This window comes from Kurthia gibsonii (genome assembly GCF_006539985.1).
GTDB lineage: Bacteria > Bacillota > Bacilli > Bacillales_A > Planococcaceae > Kurthia > Kurthia gibsonii.
Map to the genome: position 1 here is coordinate 1 of NZ_BJOB01000028.1, position 24428 is coordinate 24428.

At 36.2% G+C, this 24428-nt stretch carries 28 protein-coding genes; 24 read left to right on the forward strand and 4 right to left on the reverse strand.

The genetic code is table 11. The annotated features are described in order from the left end of the window. The first annotated feature begins 344 nt into the window (after positions 1-344). From tmk to rsmI, 9 genes are all read left to right on the forward strand, one after another. Positions 345-977 (forward strand): dTMP kinase, encoded by a 633-nt coding sequence (tmk, locus tag KGI01_RS09215; protein WP_141274450.1) that lies wholly within the window; start codon positions 345-347, stop codon positions 975-977. A gap of 66 nt (positions 978-1043) precedes the next feature. After that, positions 1044-1373: a cyclic di-AMP receptor DarA gene (locus KGI01_RS09220; RefSeq protein ID WP_141274451.1), complete on the forward strand. Its 330-nt coding sequence runs from the start codon at positions 1044-1046 to the stop codon at positions 1371-1373. Between the two features lie 17 nt (positions 1374-1390). Next, on the forward strand, positions 1391-1828 hold the full coding sequence (locus KGI01_RS09225; protein WP_068456804.1) for a YaaR family protein: 438 nt from the start codon (positions 1391-1393) through the stop codon (positions 1826-1828). 55 nt (positions 1829-1883) lie between these two features. Continuing rightward, on the forward strand, positions 1884-2888 hold the full coding sequence (locus tag KGI01_RS09230; protein WP_141274452.1) for a DNA polymerase III delta subunit-related protein: 1005 nt from the start codon (positions 1884-1886) through the stop codon (positions 2886-2888). Beyond that, entirely contained in the window at positions 2881-3699 is an 819-nt protein-coding gene (locus tag KGI01_RS09235) for a PSP1 domain-containing protein (RefSeq protein WP_068456798.1), read from the forward strand. The genes KGI01_RS09230 and KGI01_RS09235 overlap by 8 nt, the downstream gene beginning before the upstream one ends. A 21-nt stretch (positions 3700-3720) precedes the next feature. Next, a complete protein-coding gene (gene yabA / locus KGI01_RS09240) occupies positions 3721-4098 on the forward strand; it encodes a DNA replication initiation control protein YabA (protein WP_068456793.1) in 378 nt (125 codons plus the stop codon). A 61-nt stretch (positions 4099-4159) separates the two neighbouring features. After that, positions 4160-4909 (forward strand): tRNA1(Val) (adenine(37)-N6)-methyltransferase, encoded by a 750-nt coding sequence (locus KGI01_RS09245; RefSeq protein ID WP_141274453.1) that lies wholly within the window; start codon positions 4160-4162, stop codon positions 4907-4909. Next, positions 4893-5180, forward strand: coding sequence for a GIY-YIG nuclease family protein (locus tag KGI01_RS09250; RefSeq protein WP_141274454.1), 288 nt, complete (start codon positions 4893-4895; stop codon positions 5178-5180). The genes KGI01_RS09245 and KGI01_RS09250 overlap by 17 nt, the downstream gene beginning before the upstream one ends. After that, positions 5161-6033, forward strand: a complete 873-nt coding sequence (rsmI, locus tag KGI01_RS09255; protein WP_141274473.1) for a 16S rRNA (cytidine(1402)-2'-O)-methyltransferase — start codon at positions 5161-5163, stop codon at positions 6031-6033. Before KGI01_RS09250 ends, rsmI begins: the two co-directional genes overlap by 20 nt. Before the next feature lie 122 nt (positions 6034-6155). Here rsmI and KGI01_RS09260 read toward each other — a convergent pair whose 3' ends face one another. Further along, a complete protein-coding gene (locus tag KGI01_RS09260) occupies positions 6156-6434 on the reverse strand; it encodes a transition state genes transcriptional regulator AbrB (RefSeq protein ID WP_068456783.1) in 279 nt (92 codons plus the stop codon). A 444-nt stretch (positions 6435-6878) separates the two neighbouring features. On the opposite strand from KGI01_RS09260, the gene metG reads away from it, so the two are divergent. The 10 genes from metG (at position 6879) to spoVG (ending at position 15535) form a co-directional block, all read left to right on the forward strand. After that, positions 6879-8855, forward strand: a complete 1977-nt coding sequence (gene metG, locus KGI01_RS09265) for a methionine--tRNA ligase (protein ID WP_141274455.1) — start codon at positions 6879-6881, stop codon at positions 8853-8855. 294 nt (positions 8856-9149) lie between these two features. Then, on the forward strand, positions 9150-9923 hold the full coding sequence (locus KGI01_RS09270) for a TatD family hydrolase (protein ID WP_141274474.1): 774 nt from the start codon (positions 9150-9152) through the stop codon (positions 9921-9923). Between the two features lie 130 nt (positions 9924-10053). After that, complete coding sequence (locus tag KGI01_RS14220; protein WP_141274456.1) at positions 10054-10776, forward strand: 3D domain-containing protein; 723 nt, start codon at positions 10054-10056, stop codon at positions 10774-10776. A 132-nt stretch (positions 10777-10908) separates the two neighbouring features. After that, positions 10909-11472, forward strand: a complete 564-nt coding sequence (gene rnmV, locus KGI01_RS09280; protein WP_068456771.1) for a ribonuclease M5 — start codon at positions 10909-10911, stop codon at positions 11470-11472. Then, on the forward strand, positions 11465-12346 hold the full coding sequence (gene rsmA, locus KGI01_RS09285) for a 16S rRNA (adenine(1518)-N(6)/adenine(1519)-N(6))-dimethyltransferase RsmA (RefSeq protein WP_141274457.1): 882 nt from the start codon (positions 11465-11467) through the stop codon (positions 12344-12346). The genes rnmV and rsmA overlap by 8 nt, the downstream gene beginning before the upstream one ends. 126 nt (positions 12347-12472) lie before the next feature. Next, on the forward strand, positions 12473-12733 hold the full coding sequence (gene veg / locus KGI01_RS09290) for a biofilm formation stimulator Veg (protein ID WP_068456765.1): 261 nt from the start codon (positions 12473-12475) through the stop codon (positions 12731-12733). A gap of 166 nt (positions 12734-12899) precedes the next feature. Then, the gene (gene ispE, locus KGI01_RS09295) at positions 12900-13766 is read left to right on the forward strand and encodes a 4-(cytidine 5'-diphospho)-2-C-methyl-D-erythritol kinase (protein WP_141274458.1); all 867 of its coding nucleotides are present in this window, start codon (positions 12900-12902) and stop codon (positions 13764-13766) included. A gap of 56 nt (positions 13767-13822) precedes the next feature. After that, positions 13823-14650, forward strand: coding sequence for a pur operon repressor (gene purR / locus KGI01_RS09300; protein ID WP_141274459.1), 828 nt, complete (start codon positions 13823-13825; stop codon positions 14648-14650). 1 nt (position 14651) lies between these two features. Further along, a complete protein-coding gene (locus KGI01_RS09305; RefSeq protein WP_141274460.1) occupies positions 14652-15023 on the forward strand; it encodes a RidA family protein in 372 nt (123 codons plus the stop codon). A 215-nt stretch (positions 15024-15238) separates the two neighbouring features. Beyond that, the gene (gene spoVG, locus KGI01_RS09310; RefSeq protein WP_068456752.1) at positions 15239-15535 is read left to right on the forward strand and encodes a septation regulator SpoVG; all 297 of its coding nucleotides are present in this window, start codon (positions 15239-15241) and stop codon (positions 15533-15535) included. Positions 15536-15643: 108 nt separating this feature from the next. Here the strand turns inward: spoVG and nadA are convergent, their stop codons facing one another. The 3 genes from nadA to nadB are packed head-to-tail and all read right to left on the reverse strand — an operon-like array spanning position 15644 to position 19111. Then, the gene (gene nadA, locus KGI01_RS09315) at positions 15644-16738 is read right to left on the reverse strand and encodes a quinolinate synthase NadA (protein WP_141274461.1); all 1095 of its coding nucleotides are present in this window, start codon (positions 16736-16738) and stop codon (positions 15644-15646) included. 2 nt (positions 16739-16740) lie between these two features. Next, complete coding sequence (gene nadC / locus KGI01_RS09320; protein WP_141274462.1) at positions 16741-17586, reverse strand: carboxylating nicotinate-nucleotide diphosphorylase; 846 nt, start codon at positions 17584-17586, stop codon at positions 16741-16743. Next, entirely contained in the window at positions 17540-19111 is a 1572-nt protein-coding gene (nadB, locus tag KGI01_RS09325) for an L-aspartate oxidase (RefSeq protein WP_141274463.1), read from the reverse strand. Before nadB ends, nadC begins: the two co-directional genes overlap by 47 nt. Positions 19112-19202: 91 nt before the next feature. Between nadB and KGI01_RS09330 the strand changes: the two genes are divergently transcribed. The 5 genes from KGI01_RS09330 (at position 19203) to pth (ending at position 24408) form a co-directional block, all read left to right on the forward strand. Next, positions 19203-20330, forward strand: coding sequence for a cysteine desulfurase family protein (locus tag KGI01_RS09330; protein ID WP_141274464.1), 1128 nt, complete (start codon positions 19203-19205; stop codon positions 20328-20330). A gap of 184 nt (positions 20331-20514) precedes the next feature. Beyond that, positions 20515-21888, forward strand: coding sequence for a bifunctional UDP-N-acetylglucosamine diphosphorylase/glucosamine-1-phosphate N-acetyltransferase GlmU (gene glmU, locus KGI01_RS09335; protein ID WP_141274465.1), 1374 nt, complete (start codon positions 20515-20517; stop codon positions 21886-21888). Positions 21889-21911: 23 nt separating this feature from the next. Next, a complete protein-coding gene (locus KGI01_RS09340; protein WP_068456734.1) occupies positions 21912-22871 on the forward strand; it encodes a ribose-phosphate diphosphokinase in 960 nt (319 codons plus the stop codon). Between the two features lie 181 nt (positions 22872-23052). Next, on the forward strand, positions 23053-23691 hold the full coding sequence (locus KGI01_RS09345; protein ID WP_141274466.1) for a 50S ribosomal protein L25/general stress protein Ctc: 639 nt from the start codon (positions 23053-23055) through the stop codon (positions 23689-23691). Positions 23692-23844: 153 nt separating this feature from the next. Then, positions 23845-24408: an aminoacyl-tRNA hydrolase gene (gene pth / locus KGI01_RS09350; RefSeq protein ID WP_141274467.1), complete on the forward strand. Its 564-nt coding sequence runs from the start codon at positions 23845-23847 to the stop codon at positions 24406-24408. Positions 24409-24428: the final 20 nt, after the last annotated feature.

A 24428-nucleotide genomic window follows, 5' to 3' on the forward strand; every position in this document is an offset into this window, starting at 1 on the left:
ATTCTAAAAAGGAGGAAACCCTTGAACAGATTTATTTTGTTTTTTGCAATAGTAGTGTAATGAACAATTGCTTATCCAAATTGATAAAGGGTATTTTAAAAATCCTTATAATTACATTTTATTAACAGAAACGTTACAAAGGTTTTATTTTATGTTTAGTATGGTATTATATAAACAACCAAGTAAGGAGTTGAATGTACATGAGAAAAAATTATCGTTGGATTGCAATCGCTGTAACAGTCATCTTTACTTTATTAAAACGTGCTAGAAAAGCTAAATGATCTCATTTAGCTTTTCTTTTTTGTTATAATAGATATTATTCGCTACAGAGGAGTTTACATAATATGAGTAAATCATTATTTATTACATTTGAAGGTCCAGAAGGTGCTGGTAAAACAACAATTTTAAAAAAGATTGTTGAAAGGTTCCAAGAACAGGGGATAGATATACTAGCTACACGTGAACCGGGTGGTAGCTATATTGCAGAGCAAATTCGTCAAGTTATTTTAAATCCTAATCATACAGAAATGGATGCTAGAACAGAGGCCTTGCTATATGCAGCAGCTCGAAGTCAGCATTTTGCTGAAAAGATAGAACCAGCTTTAGCAGAGGGCAAAATTGTTTTATGTGATCGTTTTATTGACTCTTCCTTAGCTTATCAAGGTGTAGGTCGTTCTTTAGGTATTAATGAAGTATATGATATTAACGTATTCGCAATTGGTAATAAGATGCCAGATTGTACAATTTTATTTGATTTAGAGCCTGAAGTTGGTTTAGCACGTATTCATGCGCATTCAGAACGTGAAATTAATCGTTTAGATGTTGAAAGTTTAACTTTCCATCAAAGTGTAAGAGATGCATACTTACAATTAGCAGAAAAATATTCAAATCGCATCCAAATCGTGGATGCAAACCGTCCAATTGAAGTGGTCGTTGAAGATGTATGGCGTATTTTACAAACATCTATAGCAAAGTAAAGGTCGTAAAATAATTCTTATGTTATAATTTAAAGAAAGAACCAATACCTAGTGAGGTGGATCCGAATGAAATTAGTGGTAGCAGTAGTGCAAGACCAAGATAGCAATCGACTTTCCAATGCTTTAACGAAATATGATTTTCGCGCAACGAAGTTAGCCAGTACAGGTGGATTTCTTCGTTCTGGAAATACAACATTTTTAATAGGTACAGAAGATTCATTAGTTCCAAAAGCTTTAGATGTCATTCGAGAAAATTGTCGTGCAAGAGATCAAATGGTTGCACCAATTTCTCCAATGGGTGGTAATGCAGATTCTTATATTCCTTACCCAGTAGAAGTAGAAGTTGGTGGAGCAACAGTATTCGTTCTACCAATTGAACAGTTCCATCATTTCTAGAGTGGAGGCGTTCGTCTTTGAAGATTAATCAAGATCTTCGAATCGGTAATAACCAAGCAAGAAAACCTTTGCCTATGCAGCAGCCTAATACCCGTTTTGGTGATATGGTTGTTTCACAAGGTCAAAAAATGCAAACTGAGCAAATTACAAGGTTATTAGGCGATATTTCAACAGCAGGAGATCGTATAGCAAAGTCGCGTAATTTAAGAGATTTAGCGAAATTTAAAATGCTTGTAAAACGTTTTTTGAAAGAGGCTGTATCTTATGGTATGGAATTAAAACAATCTCATACATGGAATCGCTTCGGAGAAGGAAGACGTTTGAAAATTGTTGATACAATTGATGAAAAATTAGTTGAGTTAACAGAAGATATGTTAGATGAAGAAAAAAGTTCAGTTGATTTATTAGCTAAGATTGGTGAAATTAAAGGTTTATTAATTAACTTATACACGTAGCTCCCGTGTTTTTCGGTAGGACCGGAACACGGGTTTTTTTAAAAGAGGTGAAATGATGCAAGTCGATTTAACAATGTTGGAACAGACTCAACCATATGTTTTAAAACAACTTCAAACAATTTTTGACCATCAAAAAGTAGGGCATGCCTATATTTTTGAAGGAACTAGAGGTTCTTTAGTAGAGGAAATGATGTTCTATTTTACGGAATTGTTACTTTGTGAACATCCAAATGGTCATGTTCCATGTGAAACATGCAGAAGTTGTGTGCGACTGCAATCAGGAAACCATCTGAATTTTCATGAAGTTTTTCCAGAAGGGCAGTTTATTAAAGTAGATGCAATTGAACGTTTACTAGATGAATTAAGTAAAAAAGGTGTCGAAGAAGGCAGAAAAATTTATGTAATTCATGATGCAGAACGTTTGAACGTAAAATCAGCTAATAAACTTTTAAAATATTTAGAAGAGCCGGATGGTACAGTCACAGCAATTTTTTTAACGAATAATATAAATGCGATTATTCCTACAATTCGTTCGCGCTGTCAGCAGATTAAATTCCAGCCAGCTTCTAAAAAACTTCTAGTAAAACAATTACAAGAACACCAAGTTACATATTCAAGTGCATCGACGTTAAGTATGATTACAGCTAATTTAGATGAGGCACTTCATTTATCAAATGATGATGCGTTTGCACATGCAAGAAAAACAGTGTTAAAATTGGTAGAGGCAGTTTCAAAAAATGTACATGAGTCATTGTTAGTTGTACATGAAGAATGGTTGCCTGCCTTTAAAGAAAAAGAGCAGATGGAATTGGCATTAGACCTACTATTATTTGCAATTCGTGATATAGTAGCAATAAAGGCAAACCCAGAGGCAGAGCTAACTTATCCAGATCAAAAACAGTTGTGGAGTATGCTAGCTTTACGTTCATCATATCAGCATTTATCTGTACAGTTGGAAGCCGTCCTACGTGCACGTCAACAGCTACAGAGTAATATGAATCGAACGTTGCTGATGGAGCAGTTAATGCTGAACCTTCAGGAGGGGAAATCCTTTGTATAAAGTTGTCGGTGTCCGCTTTAAGAAAGCGGGTAAAATATATTATTTTGACCCTGGTGCTTATCAAATCGAAAAAAATGATTATGTAATTGTAGAAACAGCAAGAGGCGTTGAGTATGGTAAGATTGTTGTGCCAATTCGCGAGGTAGGGGAAGATGATGTCGTACTTCCTTTAAAACAAGTGGTTCGACCAGCTGATGAACAAGATCGTTTTCAAGTAGAGGAGAACACAAGGGATTCAAGAAAAGCATTTGATTTAGCCACTGAAAAAATTGTGGAGCATCAATTAGATATGAAGCTTGTAGACGTTGAATATACCTTTGACCGCAATAAAATTATCTTTTATTTTACAGCGGAAGGTCGTGTTGATTTCCGTGAACTTGTAAAAGATTTAGCGGCTGTTTTCCGTACACGAATTGAATTAAGACAAATCGGTGTGCGTGATGAAGCAAAAATGTTGGGTGGTATCGGTCCATGTGGTCGTATGTTATGTTGCTCAACATTCTTAGGTGATTTTGAGCCTGTTTCAATTAAGATGGCAAAAGATCAAAATTTATCATTAAATCCAACAAAAATTTCAGGCTTATGTGGTCGTTTGATGTGTTGTTTAAAATATGAAAACGATGAATACGAAGAAGTTCGGGAAAAAATGCCTGATATCGGTTATACAGTAAATACACCCGATGGAAAAGGGAAAGTAGTTGGCTTAAATATTCTTGAGAGAATGTTACAAATTGAATTATTTGAGCATAAACGTGTTTTAGATTACACATTGGACGAAATTTTACAAAGTATGGGTAAGAGCGTTCAATAGATCAATAATGAGGTGGCTTGAGTGAAGGACCGTAATTTTTTAGATACTGTTATGGAGTTCGAACAGCAGCTTGAGTTGATGCAAAAGCAATTTGAGGTCTTGAAAAATTCAGTAGCATCGATGATGGAGGAGCATCAAGCGCTCCAAATGGATAATCATCACCTACGTACAAGATTAGAAAAGGTTCTAGCGAGTAACGAATCCATTGAGATTCAAGAGAAGCCAGATCGTACAAAGAAAGAACTTTTTGATATTGGAGAGGGTTATGATAACTTAGCTCGTCTGTATCAAGAGGGTTATCATGTTTGTTCGTTAAATTTTGGAAGCTCAAGAAAAGGCGAAGAATGTTTATTCTGTCTTACGTTTTTTGATAAAAAAGGTGAGAAGCAAAACGGCTAAAAGACTGATTCCACATGTATGTGTGGCTCAGTCTTTTGCTATGTTGGAGGGATATTAAAGTATGGAAGAATGGTTAAAAGATGATGAGAGGTTAGATTATTTATTAGCAGAGGAATTGCGTATTATTCAGAGTCCATCTGTTTTTTCATTCTCTTTAGATGCAGTTTTACTATCGCAATTTGTGAATGTTCCACATCACAAAGGAAGTATAATTGATTTATGTGCTGGAAATGGAGCGATTCCTTTATTTTTAAGTAAACGAACAAAAGCACATATCACAGCAGTGGAATTACAAGAAAAACTAGTGGATATGGCGACGCGTAGTATTCAATATAACAAACTAGAAAATCAAATTAAAATCATGCAAGGTGATGTTAAAACGATTAGTAGTGTATTAGGAAACGAAAAACACGATATTGTGACATGCAATCCACCATATTTTTTAGCGCATGAAGCAAGTGATAAAAATTTAAAAGAGCATGTCGCAATCGCACGTCATGAAATTCATTTGAAATTAGAGGAGATGATTTATACAACGGGCAAGTTATTAAAGCAAGGTGGTAAGGCAGCATTTGTACATCGGCCAGGACGTCTATTAGATATTGTGACAGCTATGCGTGCAAATCGAATTGAGCCAAAGCGTATTCAGTTCGTCTATCCAAAACAAGGGAAAGAAGCCAATACACTTTTAATAGAAGGAATCAAAGATGGAAAACCAGATTTAAAAATTCTACCCCCTCTTTATGTATATGATAAGAATGGGGAATATACAAAAGAAGTACATGAGATGCTATATGGAAAAGAGTCTTAACCATTGTATGTATGTACTTCGTTGTGCAGATGGTACGTATTATACAGGTTATACAAATCATTTAGAGCAGAGAATTAAAACACATAATGCAGGAAAAGGGGCGAAGTATACGCGATGTCGCTTACCTGTGGAATGTATGTATTATGAAGTTTTTGAAACAAAGTCAGAAGCGATGTCTGCTGAGTATTATTTTAAAAAGAAAAGTAGATTAGAAAAAATAAAATATATGCGAGAAAGAGGTGTCGAATTTGATTCAGACACAGATGAGTAGCCAATACGAAAAAGGTCCATGTCTTTATTTAGTAGCTACCCCGATTGGAAATTTAGAAGATATTACAATGCGTGCAATTCGTATTTTAAAAGAAGCAGATTACATTGCGGCAGAAGATACACGTAATACGAAAAAGTTATGTAATTACTTTGAAATCGACACACCACTTATTAGTTACCACGATCATAATCAAGAAGTTGGTGGTGAAAAGTTATTACAATTACTACGTGATGGAAAGACGATTGCACTTGTAAGTGATGCTGGTTTACCTGCAATTTCAGATCCAGGAGCAGATATTGCGATGAAAGCAATTCAAGAAGATTTTGCAGTTGTGCCACTTCCAGGTGCAAATGCAGCAATTACAGCGCTTATTGCTTCGGGATTACCAACACAACCTTTTTATTTTCATGGATTTTTAAGTCGTTATAAAAAAGAACGTCGTGAGGGGCTAGAGGCTTTACGTAATAAGCAAGAAACTATTTTGTTTTATGAAGCACCACATCGTTTAAAAGAGATGTTAAAAGATGTTCAACTCGTTTTAGGAAATCGTCAAATTGTATTAGCTCGTGAACTGACAAAGAAATTTGAAGAGTTTATTCGTGGAACAGTAGAAGAAGCACTTGAATGGACAAATACGAATGAAGTACGTGGTGAGTTTGTAGTTATAATAGAAGGAACTCAAGAAAAAATTGTAGAAGAAGCTGCAATTTGGGAAGCTTTATCGATTAAAGAACATGTACAACAATTAATGGATGAACAAGCAATAAGCTCAAAAGAGGCGATTAAAGAAGTATCAAAATTACGCAAGTTATCAAAGCGTGAAGTGTATCAAGAGTATCATATAGATGCATAAAGAAGAAAAGCCCTATGAAACGGCGAAATTTCATAAGGGCTTTTCTATATATTATAGATCACATATTAAAACAAGGTTAGGTTTATGGTTTAATAAATTGTTACTCTACACTACTAAAATGATTATTTTGAAATTTTAGATTGAATTTCTTTTACTAAAATTTGTGCGCCTTCTGGGCTAAGGATTAAATTACCGCCAGCAAGACGGAAGTTATCGTCTGATACTTCACCTGTTACCATGCAAGTCATGTTAGGCATATATTTTTTTAAGATGATTTTATCATCATCAACATAAATTTCTAAAGCGTCCTTCTCTGCAATACCTAATGTGCGGCGAAGTTCGATTGGAATAACCACGCGGCCTAGTTCATCAACTTTACGTACAATACCTGTAGATTTCATTAATAATCTACCTCCTAATTTAAATTTTATATATTATATATTTCGTCAAAATTCGACATTAATTCTTCATCTGTGAATTATCATACCAACTAATTACATATACGTCAATTATTTTACCTGATTATTTTAATTTTTTTTGAAAAAAAATCCATTTTACAAGTGAAATAAGCATATATTTTTGATTGAAATAGCCAAAATGTGTTGAAAAATCCAGTTTTTACGTCTGTAATAGTGCTTTAAAGTTAAAATGTTTTTTTCGACAAAATAAGACAAAAAGACAAATTTCATTTTTACTGAGATTTGCAAAAATGTTGAATTACAGATAAATACCCTGAATTCAAGGGAATTAAGCTAGGTTCTTTTTCCATTAGAAAATAAGTCTTGTAGAGTTCACTTGAAAGGAGTAGGGTACTCCTATAAAATAAGGTTTAAACAAATTAGACAATGGAGGAAGTTTTCGTGAATAATGAAAAGAAAACGTTCTATATAACTACACCTATTTATTACCCGAGTGGCCGTTTCCATATTGGTACAGCTTATACAACAGTGGCAGCAGATACAATGGCTCGCTATAAAAGATTAAGAGGCTTTGATGTACGCTTCCAAACAGGAATGGATGAGCATGGTCAAAAGATTCAAGAAAAAGCACAAGAAGCAAATAAATCACCTAAAGATTATGTAGATGAAATTGCGGCATCTGCAAAAGAACTTTGGAAGATGATGGACATCTCGTATGATGACTTCATTCAAACAACAGAAAAACGTCATACTGAAGCGGTTGAGAAAATTTTCCAAAAGTTTTTAGATAATGGCGATATTTATAAAGGTGAATATGAAGGATGGTACTGTACGCCTTGTGAATCATTCTTTACAGAAATGCAATTAGTAGACGGCAACTGTCCAGATTGTGGTCGCCCAGTAAATAAAGTAAAAGAAGAGTCTTACTTCTTTAATATGAAGAAATATGCAGATCGATTATTACAATACTATGAAGCGAATCCAGAATTCATTGAGCCAGAATCACGCAAAAATGAAATGGTGAATAACTTCATCAAACCAGGATTAGAAGATTTATCTGTATCACGTGCTTCATTCGATTGGGGCATTCGTGTTCCTGGAGACCCACGTCACGTTATTTATGTATGGGTAGATGCACTAACAAACTATATTACAACTTTAGGATACCCAATGGATGATAATGGTGACTTCAGTAAATACTGGCCAGCAGACGTACATGTAGTAGGTAAGGATATCGTGCGATTCCACACAATTTACTGGCCAATCTTCTTGATGGCACTAGACTTACCATTACCGAAAAAAGTATTTGCGCATGGATTTATTATGATGAAAGACGGTAAAATGTCTAAATCAAAAGGAAATGTTGTGTATCCTGAAATGTTAATTGAGCGCTATGGACTTGATGCAACGCGTTACTTCTTATTGCGTGAGTTACCATTCGGTTCAGATGGCGTATTCTCTCCAGAATCATTCGTAGAGCGTACAAACTTTGATTTAGCAAATGACTTAGGAAACTTATTAAACCGTACAATTTCAATGATGAATAAATACTTTGATGGTGTGATTCCAACAGAAAATTTACAAGCAACTGAATTTGACGCGGCATTGCAAGCACAAGCAGATGAAACGATTGCGAAGTACGAAAAAAATATGGATCAAATGCAATTTAGCGTCGTGTTATCGGATGTTTGGGCACTTGTATCACGTACAAACAAATATATTGATGAAACATCACCATGGGTTCTTGCAAAAGATGAGGCGTTAAAACCACAACTTGCAATGGTTATGTATAATTTAGCAGAAAATTTACGTCGTGTGGCAGTATTATTACAACCATTCATGACAAAATCACCTGTGGAAATTATTCGTCAATTAGGCTTATCAACAGATGTACTGGTTTGGGAGACATTAACACAAACGCATGTTATTCCAGCAGGTACAAAAGTGATTGAAAAAGGTGAACCAATCTTCCCACGTCTTGAACAAGAGGTAGAAGTAGAATATATTCGTGAACAAATGAGAGGTTCTGTTAAAACATTAGAAGTAACAGAAGAAGCAGATGTCTATGATGAAGAAGCACCTGAAATTTCAATTGATGACTTCATGAAAGTAGATTTACGTGTAGCAACAGTAACTGCAGCAGAAAAAATGCCAAAAGCAGACAAGTTAATGAAGTTACAAGTAGATTTAGGTTATGAACAACGTCAAGTTGTATCGGGGATTGCAAAATTCTATACAGCTGAAGAATTAGTTGGACGAAAAGTGATTGTTGTAGCAAATTTAAAACCTGTGAAACTTCGTGGTGAATTATCACAAGGAATGATCTTAGCAGGAAGTAAAGATGACGTACTTGTTTTAGCTAGTGTAGATGAAAAATTAGCAAATGGTGCAAAAGTAAAATAAGAAAATACAAAAACTGGAGATGATTTTATAACATTTCCAGTTTTTTTATGAAAAAACATTCTTTTTAATTTGGTAATTATAGAAAAAGTTAGAATTTCATGATAGTTAAATTTACTACTTAAACACTATTTAAACATTATTTAAAGAGGACTAATTCCAATTTAATATGTAATTAGTATTATATTAAGAAATTTTAAATTGGAAAAATTAATTTATGTAATAAATTTGTAATATACAGGTTATATATGAAATATTAAAACGGATAAAATAAGTACAGTGAAGGAGGAAGCCATGATGTTAATGGATACACATGTGCACCTAAACGCAGAACAATATGACGAAGACATAACAGAAGTAATTCAACGAGCTTTGGATGCGAATGTTCAAAAAATGATTGTAGTCGGATTTGATCGTCCGACTATTACGCGCGCCATAGAGTTAGTTGAAGAATACGAATTTTTATACGCAGCAATTGGTTGGCATCCAGTCGATGCAATTGATTGCACAGACGAAGATTTGCAGTGGATTGAAACACTTGCCACACATCCAAAAGTGGTTGCCATTGGTGAAACTGGACTGGATTATCATTGGGATAAATCACCGAAGGATATTCAAAAAGAGATTTTCCGAAAACAAATTGCTCTAGCAAAAAGAGTAAAACTACCGATTGTCATCCATAATCGGGATGCAACAGAAGATTGTATTTCAATCTTGGATGAAGAAAATGCGAAAGAAGTCGGTGGTGTTATGCATAGTTTTAGTGGAAGCGTGGAAACAGCCGAATTTTGTATTAATAAACTTAATTTTATTATCAGTTTAGGCGGTCCTGTTACATTTAAAAATGCGAAAACACCGAAAAAAGTTGCTGAAGAAATTCCGCTGAAATACATCATGTTAGAAACAGACGCGCCATATCTTACACCACATCCATATCGTGGCAAGAGAAATGAACCTTCTTACATCCCTCTCATTGCAGAACAAATCGCAGCATTGAAAGGCATTACAGTGGAAGAAGTAGCGGAAATTACAACAGAGAATGCACATCGTCTTTTTTATAAAATTAAGTAGAAAGCCCTAAATTCCTTATGAACTCAAATGATTGATTCTACAGGATTTGTTAAAAATAGGTATTTTTTCTACTGTTGACAGTCCAAAAAAGAGTCTTTATAATCCAACGAGTGAATAAGGAGGTATTTTCATGTCAAATCATCCCATGAAAAAACTGTTCCCGGAATCATTAAAAAATTCGAAAGTGAAAATTGTTTTTACAACTCTTTCACTGATGATTGCGTTTGTAGTAGCTGCAGTATTTGGCTCTACAACTAATGAACAGGTAAGTAACACAGAAGCGAAATTAACGACTTCAAATACATCAGTAGATGCAAATCGTTTTGCAGGTGAAAAAATTGCGACAGTTGCATCTAAGAAATACAGAACAACAGCAGCATTAAATATGCGTAAAGGTGCAAGTACAAAATTTAAGCACATTGCGGTATTACCAAAAGGTGCTACAGTCACATATGTAAGTAAAAAAGGTGGCTGGTATAAAGTTTCGTATAAAGGTAAAAAAGGTTATGTATCATCAAAATATTTAAGCCGTACGAAAAAAGCATCAGGTTCAAATTATAGTTCAGGTCGTACAATGTATGTAGAAGCAACAGCCTATACAGCATATTGCTACGGATGTTCAGGTATTACAGCAACAGGCATCAACCTGCGTAAAAATCCGAATAGGAAAGTAATCGCAGTTGATCCTCGTGTCATTCCTTTAGGTTCTAAAGTATATGTACAAGGTTATGGTGTAGCGATTGCAGGAGATACAGGTGGCGCAATTCGCGGTAACCGTATTGATGTATTCTTAAAATCAAAAACAGCGATGCGTAACTGGGGTCGCCGTACAGTGAAAATTACTGTATTATAAATAGTAAAGAGGGAAGCATAGATATAATATGCCCCCTCTTTTTTTTGAGAAAAACGCATATTTTCACTATAGTTCAACTTCGTGTATAATAGGAATATTGCAAACTGAGATGAAAAGAGGATTTGAACGTACGTGAAAATCAAAGAAGTCATTGTAGTAGAAGGAAAAGACGACACAACAGCGATTCGGAAAGCAGTAGAGGCTGATACGATTGAAACAAATGGTTCAGCTATTTCAAAAGAATGTTTAGAAAGGATTCAACATGCGCATGAAGTAAGAGGCGTGATTGTTTTAACAGATCCAGACTATCCAGGTCGTCGTATTCGCGCTTTAATCGAACAACAGATTCCAAATGTTAAACACGCTTTTTTACCTAAAAAACAAACGATTGCGAAGAATGGCAAAGGGTTGGGGATTGAACATGCTAGTCCTGAAGACATCAGAACAGCTTTGCAAAATGTTTATACAGTTGCAGATGATAAGTTTGTTTCGACAATTACATTAGAAGATTTAATCGCAGCTCAATTATTATCACATCCAGCTGCCAAAAAGCGTCGTGAACGTTTAGGTGAACTTTTAAATATTGGTCCAACGAATGGAAAACAACTAGTAAAAAGACTAGAAATGTTCCAAATCACAGAAGAACAGTTTGGTGCAGCAATTGCACAAATGAATCAGGAGGAAAAACATGCATAAAGATATTGCGACACCCGTTCGCACACAGGAGATTTTAAAAAAGTACGGCTTTTCATTTAAAAAGAGTTTAGGGCAGAACTTTTTAATCGATCCAAATATTTTAAGAAACATTGTAGGACATGCAGATTTAACGAAGGATAGCGCCGCCATTGAGGTGGGCCCTGGGATCGGTGCTTTAACAGAACACTTAGCACGCCAAGCAGGTAAAGTGGTATCGTTTGAGATTGACCAACGTCTATTACCTGTATTAGAAGATACACTTTCTCCATACGATAATGTCGAAATCATTCATTCAGATGTTTTAAAAGCAAATGTAAAAGAAGTGATTGATACGCAATTAGCAGGTTATGAGGATATTATGGTTGTAGCAAACTTACCTTACTATGTAACAACACCAATTCTTATGAAATTATTATTGGAAGGTCTACCGTTACGCGGAATGGTTGTCATGATGCAAAAAGAAGTAGCAGACCGTATTTCTGCAAAACCAGGCACAAAAGCGTATGGTTCACTTTCAATCGCTGTACAGTACTATATGCAAGCTGAGATTGCGATGATTGTACCGAAAACTGTATTTATGCCACAACCGAATGTTGACTCGGCTGTATTGCGTCTGATTCGTCATGACACACCACCTGTACAAGTAAAGGACGAGGACTTCTTCTTTACAGTTACAAAAGCTGCATTTGCACAACGTCGTAAAACGCTGTTGAATAATTTACAATCGCAATTGCCAAATGGAAAAGCACGCAAAGAAGAAATTTTAGTTGCGCTTGAAGAAGCAGGTATTGAGCCGACAAGACGCGGTGAAACCTTATCAATAGAAGAATTTGGTAAGCTATCAGACCATTTATTACCAATTTTTCATTCTTAGAAAAAAATATAGAAAATCATATAAAAAAGAATTGACATAAGAATTGCTGCTTGATAAAATATTTATTTATGTATTGACAAACGTAGGTATTTTTGCTATGCTTGTATCTAGTGAGGTGTAAGCGAAATGCCAAAAACATTAGCCGACATTAAAAAGTCGTTAGATTGTCATTTGGGTAAACGTCTGCAATTAAGAGCAAACGGTGGACGCAAGAAGACCATTGAGCGCGTTGGAACATTACGTGAGACTTATCGCGCAGTATTTGTAGTGGACTTAGATCAAGATGAAAATGCGTTTGAACGCGTTTCATACAGCTATACAGATATTTTGACAGAGGCAGTAGAAATTACATTCGATGAAGAACCTAAAACTGCAGTAATTGATTAGTATTTATAATTTTTATGATTTTTTGAACACTTATCTTATAACTAGATAAGTGTTTTTGTTATGACAAATTTCTAACTCTCCTACTTATGTGGTAGTTATGATAAAATATAAAACAGTAATCAAATGAGCGAAATTCGCAACAAGGAAAGAAGTGGAGGATCTTTATATGCTTTATGTAAAAGCACCCGCTAAGATTAACTTAACATTAGATGTTTTAAATAAGCGTCCTGATGGCTATCATGAGGTAGAAATGATTATGACAACGGTAGATTTAGCCGATCGTATTGGACTAGAATTACGTGAAGATGATGCGATTCATATTTATTCTTCAAATAACTTTGTACCAAATGATCATCGTAATTTAGCTTATCAAGCAGCAGCTATTTTAAAAGAACGTTTTAAGATTCGAGAAGGCGTAAATATTACAATTGATAAACAAGTACCGATTGCAGCTGGTTTAGCAGGTGGTAGTAGTGACGCAGCAGCTACATTAAAGGGTTTAAATAATTTATGGAATTTACAGCTTACATTAGATGAAATTGCAGAAATCGGTTCAGAAATCGGCTCAGATGTTCCATATTGTGTATATGGGGGGACAGCTATTGCAAGAGGTCGTGGTGAAAAGATTGAGCGTATTGAGGCGCCACCGAATTGTTGGGTTGTATTAGCGAAGCCATCAATTGGCGTTTCAACAGGTTCAGTATATGGTGATTTACAATTAGATTCGATTGAGCATCCAGATACACAGAGAATGAGGGATGCGATTGCAAATGGTAGTTATGAAGAAATGTGCGCGAGTGTGGGGAATGTTTTAGAGAGCGTTACATTAAAGCTTCATCCAGAAGTATCGAGCATTAAGGAACAAATGAAGCGTTTTGGTGCAGATGCGGTATTGATGAGTGGAAGTGGCCCGACAGTATTTGGACTTGTATCAAATGAAACGCGTACAACACGCATTGTAAATGGTTTAAGAGGTTTTTGTGACGAAGTATATGCGATACGAATGTTAGGCGAACGCGAGTCGCTTGATTAAAGGCGTATGTTTATGGTAGATTTTGTATAGAATATTCGTGTTCAGGAGTGAATCACATGAAATGGAAGCGTAGTGAGCGTCTTGTAGATATGACGCATTATTTAATGGAGCATCCACAACAACTAATTCCACTTACTTTCTTTGCGGAATCATATCAATCGGCTAAATCTTCAATTAGTGAAGACTTAACGATTGTGAAAGAAACGTTTGAAGAAAGAGGAATTGGTTTATTGGTAACTGTTCCAGGAGCAGCTGGTGGCGTAAAGTATATTCCAAAAGTGCCAGATACAGCAGTAAAGAAGATTATTGAAGAATTAAAACAAGAATTAGGGCATTCGGATCGTTTATTACCGGGTGGCTATCTGTTTATGACAGATTTATTGGGCAATCCAGATTTGATGAATCGTGTAGGGAAAGTATTTGCATCTGCATTTTGTGACCAAAAAATCGATGTTATTATGACAGTAGCAACAAAAGGTATTTCGATTGCTCATGCAATTGCACGACACTTGAACGTACCTGTTGTTGTCGTACGACGTGATAATAAGGTGACAGAAGGTTCTACAGTAAGCATTAACTATGTATCGGGGTCTTCTCGTCGTATTCAAACGATGGTATTATCAAAACGTAGTATGCAGAGCGGTCAACGCGTACTTATTACAGATGACTTCATGAAAGTTGGCGGTACGATGAATGGTATGAAGAATCTTTTAGAAGAATTCGACTGTACATTAGCAGGGTGTGCTGTGTTAGTTGAAGCAGAGCATCCGGATGAGCGTTTAGTCGAAGATTACTATTCACTTGTGAAGCTAAAAGAAGTGAATGAAAAAGACCGTACAATTGTTTTAACAGAGGGAAATTACTTTACGAAGGGTGGAAATTAGGGTGAAAGAAGTTTCGACAACAAAGGCTCCAGCAGCGATTGGACCATATGTACAAGGTATGATTGTAAACAATATGTTTTACAGTTCAGGTCAAATTCCATTAACTGCAGAAGGTGTTATGGTTGAAGGTGACATTGTCGCACAAACACAACAAGTTTTTGAAAACTTAAAAGCAGTACTTGCAGAAGCAGGTACATCATTAGATCGTGTTGTAAAAACAACTGTTTTTATGGCAGACATGAATGATTTTGCAGAAATGAATGTGATTTATGCAAACTATTTTGGAGAGCATAAACCAGCACGTAGCGCAGTAGAAGTAGCACGCCTACCAAAAGATGCGCGTATTGAAATTGAAGTAATCGCATTAGTATAATCTTATAAAATAAAGTACTTCTTAGTATTCTTTTATACTAAGAGGTGCTTTTTTGATTTAAAAAACCAAATAAATGAACTTTTCGACATATATTTCTTTTATACATAAAATAAATTCTAAAAATTTAAAAAAGTAAGAAGGAATTGGGTAATTTTTGAAGAATAAAGAAAGTGGATAAGATTAGCTATGCAACTAAGATGAGAGGTGGTGAAAAAATGGAAGTTACAGATGTGAGATTGCGCCGTGTTCAAACAGACGGCCGTATGAGAGCAATCGCTTCCATCACACTGGACAACGAATTCGTCGTACATGATATTCGTGTAATCGATGGGAATACAGGGTTATTCGTAGCAATGCCAAGTAAACGTACGCCAGATGGTGAGTTCCGAGATATTGCACATCCAATTAACTCTGGTACAAGAACAAAGATTCAAGAATCAGTGTTAAAAGCTTACGAGGAATCAAGCGAGGAAGAAGCTGTTGTACTAAATGAAGTCGAAGTTGAAGTATAAGACGTAAGCGCGGAGCCACCTAATTCACCATAGGCAGGCTCTTTTTTTATGGGGAAAATAATAAAGAGATTTCGGTATAGTGTATCAAACAACCGAAATCTCTTTAATTTACGTGTTTTGTAACATGCGTTCTAGCGACTGTAAGGCATACTTCGTCGTTTCATCATCTACTGTAATTTGATGCATCGTCTCACCTGCAACGACTTGATCTAATTGCCAAAGTAGATGCGGTAAGTCGATTCGGTTCATTGTTAAACAAGGACACATATTTTCATTTAATGAGATGATGTGTCGCTCAGGATATTGTTTGATGATTCGTTTGACTAAATTCATCTCTGTTCCAATTGCGAAACTTATATGGGGATCAGCCTGTGCAATTGTATCAATAATATATTTTGTTGAACCAGCGTCATCAGAAGCTTGTACGACTTCATGGCTGCATTCTGGATGAACAATCACTTTCATGTCAGGATAATTTTTGCGTACTTGTTCAATGTGTTGAACAGTAAATCCTTCATGCACAGAGCAATGTCCTTTCCATAAGATAACAAGGATATCTTGTTTGTCGCCTTCAAAAATTAGATTACGTTTAATTGGATCCCAAATTGCCATTTGTTCTAGTGGGATACCCAAGTCGAACGCAGTATTTCGACCAAGATGTTGATCTGGTAAAAAGAATAGACGTCGTTTTTGTGTAAATGCCCATTCGACCATTTTTTTAGCATTTGAAGAAGTCACACAAGCTCCACCGTGACGACCTGTAAATTCTTTAATGGCGGCAGTTGAGTTCACATATGTTAATGGGATAATCGTATCACCAAAAATCTCCTGTAAAACATCCCAAGCCTGTTCGGTTTGATGAATGTTTGCCATATCAGCCATTGAACATCCCGCCCGTAAATCCGGTAGGTAAACACGCTGATGTGCTGACGTCAACATGTCAGCTGTTTCTGCCATAAAATGTACGCCGCAAAAGACAATATGCTCCGCTTCTGTATTTGCTGCACATATTTGAGCTAGTTGTAAAGAATCTCCTGTCACATCAGCAAACTGAATTACTTCATCTTTTTGATAATGATGCCCTGGAATTAAAAGCTTTGTACCAAGTTCTTTTTTAATGTTATGAATACGATTTTCAATTTCTACAGTTGATAAAGTTAAATATGTTTCCGGTATTTTTGAGATTTGTGTTAGTAAATTCACGTTTAAACTCCTTTCAATTGAACGAGTGCGCTCATATCTAATGAATGAATCGAATGTGTTAATGCTCCGAGTGAGATGTAATGTATTTCAGTAGCTGCATATTCAGGTAAGGTATCAAGCGTAATACTGCCAGAAGCTTCCGTTATGATGTGAGGTGGAATAAGTGGTAACCACGACTCAATTTCCTCTGGTGTACGATTATCAAGTAGTAGAAGATCGACACCTGCTTCAATCGCTTCAATTAATTGTTCCTTTGTTTCGACTTCGACTTCAATTTTGGTTGTGTGACCTAATTGTTGTTTCACATGGTTCACAGCTTTTGAAATGCTCCCGGCAAATTCAATATGGTTATCTTTTAACATGACACAGTCATACAGTCCGTTGCGATGGTTAAAGCCGCCTCCTACACGTACAGCATATTTTTCAAACATACGTAAGCCAGGTGTTGTTTTACGTGTGTCACAAATACGTGTACGCGAATTTGTAGTTGCGGCTACTGCTAGAGCTGTTTTGGTGGAAATCGCTGACATACGCTGAATTAGATTCAAAATGACGCGCTCTCCACTGAGAAGTGTTCGAATAGGTCCTTCAATACGTGCAATTAAATCACCTTTTTGAATTGCTGTACTATCTTGAATCAATTCATGAACTTGAATTGATTCATCGGTTAGTAATTGAAAACCGATTTGAATAATTTTTTCGCCACAAAAGATCCCATCTTCCTTTGCGTAAAGTGAAAATTCACCTCTCTGTTTCTCATCGAATAGTAATTCGGAAGATAGATCTGTATCACCGATGTCTTCATTGAAAAATTCCGTAAGTTGTTGCTTGAGTTTGAGTAAATTCATACCATGTCCCCCTATAAATTGGCTGGTCTTTTTGTTGAATAAATAATGTTTGTGTTAAAGAATTATCACTTTGTGGATAGTCACTTCGAATATGTCCCCCACGCGATTCTTTTCTTACAAGGGCAGCTTGTACAATTAATTGAGCAGTTATGTGCATAAAATAATGTTCTATATCTAGCTGCGTCAAGTGGCGAACATCTTGTAGAAGTGGTTGTTGTAACTGCGTGCTTAATTGATTTAAATCATGTTCATTTCGAATAATACCTACTGTATGCATCATATGTTGTTGCAATACACTCGGTGTCATGAGTGATGGAAGTTGCTTCTTCTTTGTTGTAATCGCATTTTCTGTGTAGTCAATCTCGCGTGATGTATGTAAGTGCTTCGCTAAACGTTTTCCAAAAGCTAACCCTTCTAATAGAGAATTACTAGCTAATCGATTTGCACCGTGGATGCCATTACAAGCAACTTCCCCAATTGCATACAATCCGGGCAACGATGTTTCACTGTTTACATTAGTCATAATTCCACCCATTAAAAAATGACTTCCTACAGTAATCGGAATACGTTGAGTTTCTATAGAAATGTTCAAATCACTACATTTTTTAGCGATGCTCGGAAATTGAGTTGTGAAATTTTCAACGCATGAAATATCTAAAAAAACGGTATGTCCTTGTTTTATTTGATCGTAAACTGCTTTTGCTGTAATGTGTCGCGGTGCTAAATCACGTTGTGGATGATCTTCCATAAAATAATGTTGCTGTTCATTAACGAAACGTGCACCAGCACCTCTCACAGCTTCTGATACAAGACCATGCGTCTTTCCTTCATGGAAAAGTAGCGTAGGATGAAATTGAATAAATTCTAAATCAGCTACAGTTGCACCAGCCAAGTAAGCCAAAGCAATTCCATCGCCAAAGCTATTTTCGCAATTTGAAGTTTGCGGGTACAGTGATCCAATGCCTCCTGTTGCTAGAATGACAGCTTCACCTGTGTAACGACATAATGCACCCTCCACATTCTTTGTATAAACACCGATTACACGTTGTTCTGGATTCTTAATTAATTGAATGGCACATTCTTGTTCATGCACGATGACGTTTGATGGGAGTGTTTTGTATAAAAATTCAATTGTATTTTTGCCTGTCGCATCACCGCCACTATGGATAATTCTGTGATGTGAATGGGCGCCTTCTAAACCAAGTGAAATCTCACCATTGCTTGTCCGGTCTACAGGTAAACCAGCTTGAATTAATTCTTTCGTAGCGATGTGACCTTCTCTTACGAGGAGTTGTACCATCTCATGATTCGTATGATTAACACCTGCTTCATGTGTATCTTGTTCATGTGAGGAGAAGGAGTCTTCATGATGCCAAACCGTTGCAATGCCACCTTGTGCATAATAAGAACTGCTTTCATAAATTTCTCTTTTTGTAATGAGGTGAATTGTTTTATGAGAGGGTAATAGGCGGGCGCATTGAAGTGCGGCAATCCCACTACCGATAATCAAAATATGATTTTTCATTTTACTTAACCTTCTTTACAGTTGTCTTGTCACATATATTTACATAAAATATGAAATAAAACAAGTTTTGTTTATGGAAAGAGGTTTTCGTATGGTGTACCTAGATTATGCTGCTACAGCGCCTATGAGCGATGAAGCCATTCGTATGTACGGGGAAGTTGCAACTACTTATTATGGAAATGCGTCTAGTTTACATGAAGCGGGTTGGTATGCGGCACAAATTTTACAACTAACAAGAGAACAAATTGCTTCAATTTTATCAGTTTCTTCAGACGGTATTTATTTTACAGGTAGTGGTACGGAAGGGAACTTAATCGCAATCCTATCCATTGTGTTAGGGCAAAAAAAAAGGCAAATTATTACGACGATGGCAGAACACACTTCTGTTCATGCGGCGATGAATACATTGACAAGATGGGGCTATGAAGTTATCAAATTACCTTTAATGCCATGTGGACAAATTAATTTAGAAGAGTTAGAAATGCTGATTACAGAAGATACTGCACTTATTAGTGTGCAGCATATCAATGCAGAAATTGGTGTCATTCAACCGATTGAAGCAGTATGTGAAATTGCGAAAAAATATCAAATCCCTGTTCATACAGATTGCGTACAATCCTTTGGGAAAGTCCCTTTACATGGTATTGCTAAAATAGTCGATAGTTTGACAATTTCAGCGCATAAAATTGGTGGCCCGAAAGGAATGGGGGCAATTTATATTCATCCTAAAAGAATCATTGAACCTTTATTCCCTGGTGTGACACATGAGAAAGGGGTGCGTGGTGGGACAGTAGATATTCCGTCTGTAGCAGCTTTTTCAGCGGCACTGAATCAGTTATTTACAAAACAAGACCTTGTAAAGTTAACACAGTTACGGTATTACATATTGTCAGAACTTCGTACATTACCGATTAAAGTAGTTGAATCGTCAAAGGAACAATACCCTGGAATTATTGGCATGATGGCGAAAGGGATGGAAGGTCAATTGATGATGTTGGAATTAAGTGAGAAAGGTTTTTATATTTCAACAGGAAGTGCGTGTGATGTAGAGCAAGATGAAGGTACAAAAACAGTTCTTGCAATGGGTTATACACCATCACAAGCGCGTCAGTTTTTCCGTGTATCATTACATCCTAAAAATACATTGGAAGAAATAGAAGAATTCGTAGGAGAAATGGGTAATATTATAAAAAAACATGAATTTTCTATGAACAAGTAAATGTGACTTTTCGAGCAGAATAAAGAGGAACTGTCTAAACAATAGCTTTTATGCGAATAAAAAAGGCAAAGATTTCTAATCATAAGTTGTATGACCTCTTTTTGTCAAGTCATGCACCCTTGAAAAATGCTTACATTTACTATATAGTCATAATAGAAAATCAGCTAAATGGAGGACTTGCGAAATGACAAAAATTTATGCGGTAGTTTTGGCTGCTGGTCAAGGAACGCGTATGAAGTCCAAATTATATAAAGTTCTTCATCCGGTTTGTGGGAAACCAATGGTTGAGCACGTTGTCGATCACATTCGTGATTTAGACGTAACAAAAATTGTATCAATTGTTGGTCACGGCGCTGAGAAAGTAAAAGAGCAGTTAGGTGACAAAAGTGAGTATGTGTTACAAGAAGAACAACTTGGAACAGCTCATGCAGTTCAGCAAGCTGAAACTTTACTAGGCGACCTAGAAGGCACAACCATCGTTATTTGTGGAGATACACCATTAATCCGCCCTGAAACGATGAAGGCATTACTAGAGCACCACCAGCAACAAGCTGCAAAAGCAACTATCTTAACAGCTGTCGCTGAAAATCCTACAGGTTATGGTCGTATTCTTCGTAATGAAGAAGGACATGTTGAACAGATTGTAGAGCAAAAAGATGCAACAGTTGAACAACAAAAAGTAACCGAAATTAATACAGGCACATATTGTTTCGATAACAAAGCACTATTTGAAACATTAAAACTTGTTAAAAACGATAATGCACAGGGTGAATACTATTTACCAGATGTCATTGAAATTTTAAAACAACAAGGTGAAATCGTATCCGCGTATATTTCAGACGATTTCTCTGAAAATTTAGGAGTCAATGATCGTGTAGCTCTTTCTCAAGCAGAAGAAATTATGCGTGCGCGTATTAACGAAGCACATATGAGAAATGGTGTAACAATCATTAATCCAGCAAATACGTATATTGGTGCAGATGTTACAATTGGTAGCGATACAGTTGTTTGCCCAGGTACTTTACTTGAAGGTCAAACGGTGATTGGTGAGGATTGCTATATTGGCCCGAACAGCCATATTGTAGATAGCCAAATCGGTCATCGTACAAAAATTGATGCATCTGTTGTGGAAGAAAGTATGATTGGTGAAGATGTTACAGTCGGACCTTATGCACACATTCGTCCAGCTTCAAATGTTTTAAATCGCGCAAAAGTAGGCAACTTTGTTGAGTTGAAGAAAACAACTTTAGGTGAAGGAAGCAAAGCTTCACATTTAACTTACTTAGGTGACGCTGAAATCGGTGCAGACGTTAATATTGGCTGCGGGACGATTACAGTAAATTATGACGGTGTTAATAAATTTAAAACGACAATCGGTGATCGTTCATTCATCGGCTGTAACGCAAATTTAGTAGCACCTGTAACAATTCATTCAGACACATATGTAGCGGCTGGAACAACAGTTACAAAAGAAGTTCCGCCATTCGCACTTGCCATTGGACGTTCTCGTCAAGAGAACAAAGAGAATTACGTTAACAAATTAAATTCTAATAAATAATTAATATTTAACAGGAGGCCATCATGCCGTATCAATATGCTAACTCAAAATTAAAAATCTTTTCTCTGAATTCTAACGAACCACTTGCAGCTTCGATTGCAAAAGAAATGGGAGTAGAACTTGGTAAAAGTTCTGTAAAACACTTCAGTGATGGAGAAATTCAAATCAGTATTGAGGAAAGTATTCGTGGTTGTGACGTATTCATCGTGCAGTCAACTTCCGCTCCAGTAAACGAAAACTTAATGGAGTTATTAATTATGATCGATGCTGTTAAACGTGCTTCAGCTCGTACAGTAAACGTAGTAATGCCATACTATGGTTATGCTCGTCAAGATCGTAAAGCACGCTCACGTGAACCAATTACGGCTAAATTAGTGGCTAACCTACTAGAAACAGCAGGTGCAACACGCGTTGTACTTCTTGATTTGCATGCTCCACAAATTCAAGGTTTCTTTGATATCTTAATCGACCACCTTGTTGGTGTTCCATTAATCTCTGATTACTTCAGTCAAAAAGGTTGGAACCCAGAAGATATCGTCGTAGTATCACCAGACCACGGTGGTGTAACACGTGCACGTAAAATGGCAGAACGCTTGAAAGCACCAATCGCGATTATCGATAAGCGTCGTCCAAAACCAAACGTAGCAGAAGTTATGAACATCGTTGGTAATGTAGAAGGTAAAATTTGTATCTTAATCGATGATATCATTGATACAGCTGGTACAATTACAATCGGTGCGGATGCATTATTAAAATCAGGTGCAAAAGAAGTATATGCTTCTTGTACACACCCTGTATTATCAGGCCCAGCGATCGAGCGTATCGATAACTCTGTAATTAAAGAGTTAGTAATTACAGATTCAATCCAATTACCAGAAGAAAAGAAAATCGCGAAAATTACACAACTATCAGTTGCAAAATTGTTAGCAGATGCAATCGTTCGCATTTACGAAAACAAATCAGTATCAAAATTATTCGATTAATCATTCGAATGAGAGCAGGTGGGGTTCATCCTCATCTGTTCTTTTTTTATGCAACAAATTATCATGTGAAGCGTCCTAGTATTGTAAGAATGCCAAACGCATTCATTTGCTCCATGTTTATAGCACTTAAAACAGGGTATGTGTATTAGGTGTGACTATGAGACGGAAGGGGAAATGAAACATGCCAGAAACTTTACAAGTAAAGAAAAGACAAGCACATAAGAATTCAGTTTTAAGAGAATTAAGACAGGATGGTTTTGTGCCAGCAGTTGTGTACGGCTATCAAGTAAATACCACTCCAATCGCAGTAAACGAACGAGATCTTGAGAAGAAATTACGTGAAGAAGGCAGAAATGCAGTCTTATCTTTAGACTTAGATGGGAAACACGTAAATGCTATATTATCAGAAGTTCAAAAAGATCCATTAAAAGACACATTGATTCATTTAGACTTTTTAGCAGTTAATATGAATCGTAAAATTGAGATGGAAGTGCCAGTTCTGATTGTTGGTGAATCAGTTGGTGTAAAAGAGGGCGGCTCATTACAACAGCCAAATCGCGAAATTACTTTATTCGTTGAACCTTCAAATATTCCAGAATCAATCGAAGTAGATATTACAGAGCTTGGTATTGGTGATTCACTTGCTGTAGTAGATATTCGTGAACAAGTAGACTTTGATGTCCTACATGAAGATGATTTTGTACTTGCTACAGTTTTACCGCCAGTATCTGACAAAGACTTAGAACCTTCATTAGAAGAAGGAGAAGTAGAAGCAGATAATGGTAAGGAAGTTGAAAATCCATCACCACTAGAAAATTAAATAGATATGAATTAAATAAAAACAAAACGCAACGATTTTAGTAGAGTCGTTGCGTTTTGTTTCTGTTTAAACGTTCGAAGTATTCGTATTTTGTTTAAAAAGATGGGGTATGTTAAAATAACAAGGATTAGTACAGAAAAGGATGTAGTAGATATGAAATTAATCATTGGATTAGGGAATCCAGGTAAGCCATATGAACATACACATCATAACGTAGGTTTTGACACAATTGATGTATTGGCAGACCGCATGGGAATTACATTAAACCAAACGAAATTTAATGGTATCTATGGTACGGCACATCGTCCAGAGGGTAAAGTCATTTTATTAAAACCATTAACATATATGAATCTATCAGGAGAATGTGTACGACCACTGATGGATTATTTTGATATTGATATAGAAGACATTGTCGTAATATATGATGACCTTGATTTAGAAAAAGGTAAATTACGTTTACGTCAAAAAGGTAGTGCAGGTGGACATAATGGGATTAAGTCTTTAATTCAACATTTAGGAACACAGGAATTTAATCGCATTCGCATTGGCATTAATCGCCCACCACAAGGTATGAAGGTGTCAGACTATGTACTAGCACGTTTTTCAAAAGAAGATCAGCCATTAATGCAAGAGTCCTTTGAAAAAGCAGCCGATGCAAGCATGTATTGGTTAGAGAAGCCATTCGTAGAAGTCATGAATAAATTTAATCAAAAGTAAAAAGAATAGATGCGTGTAGC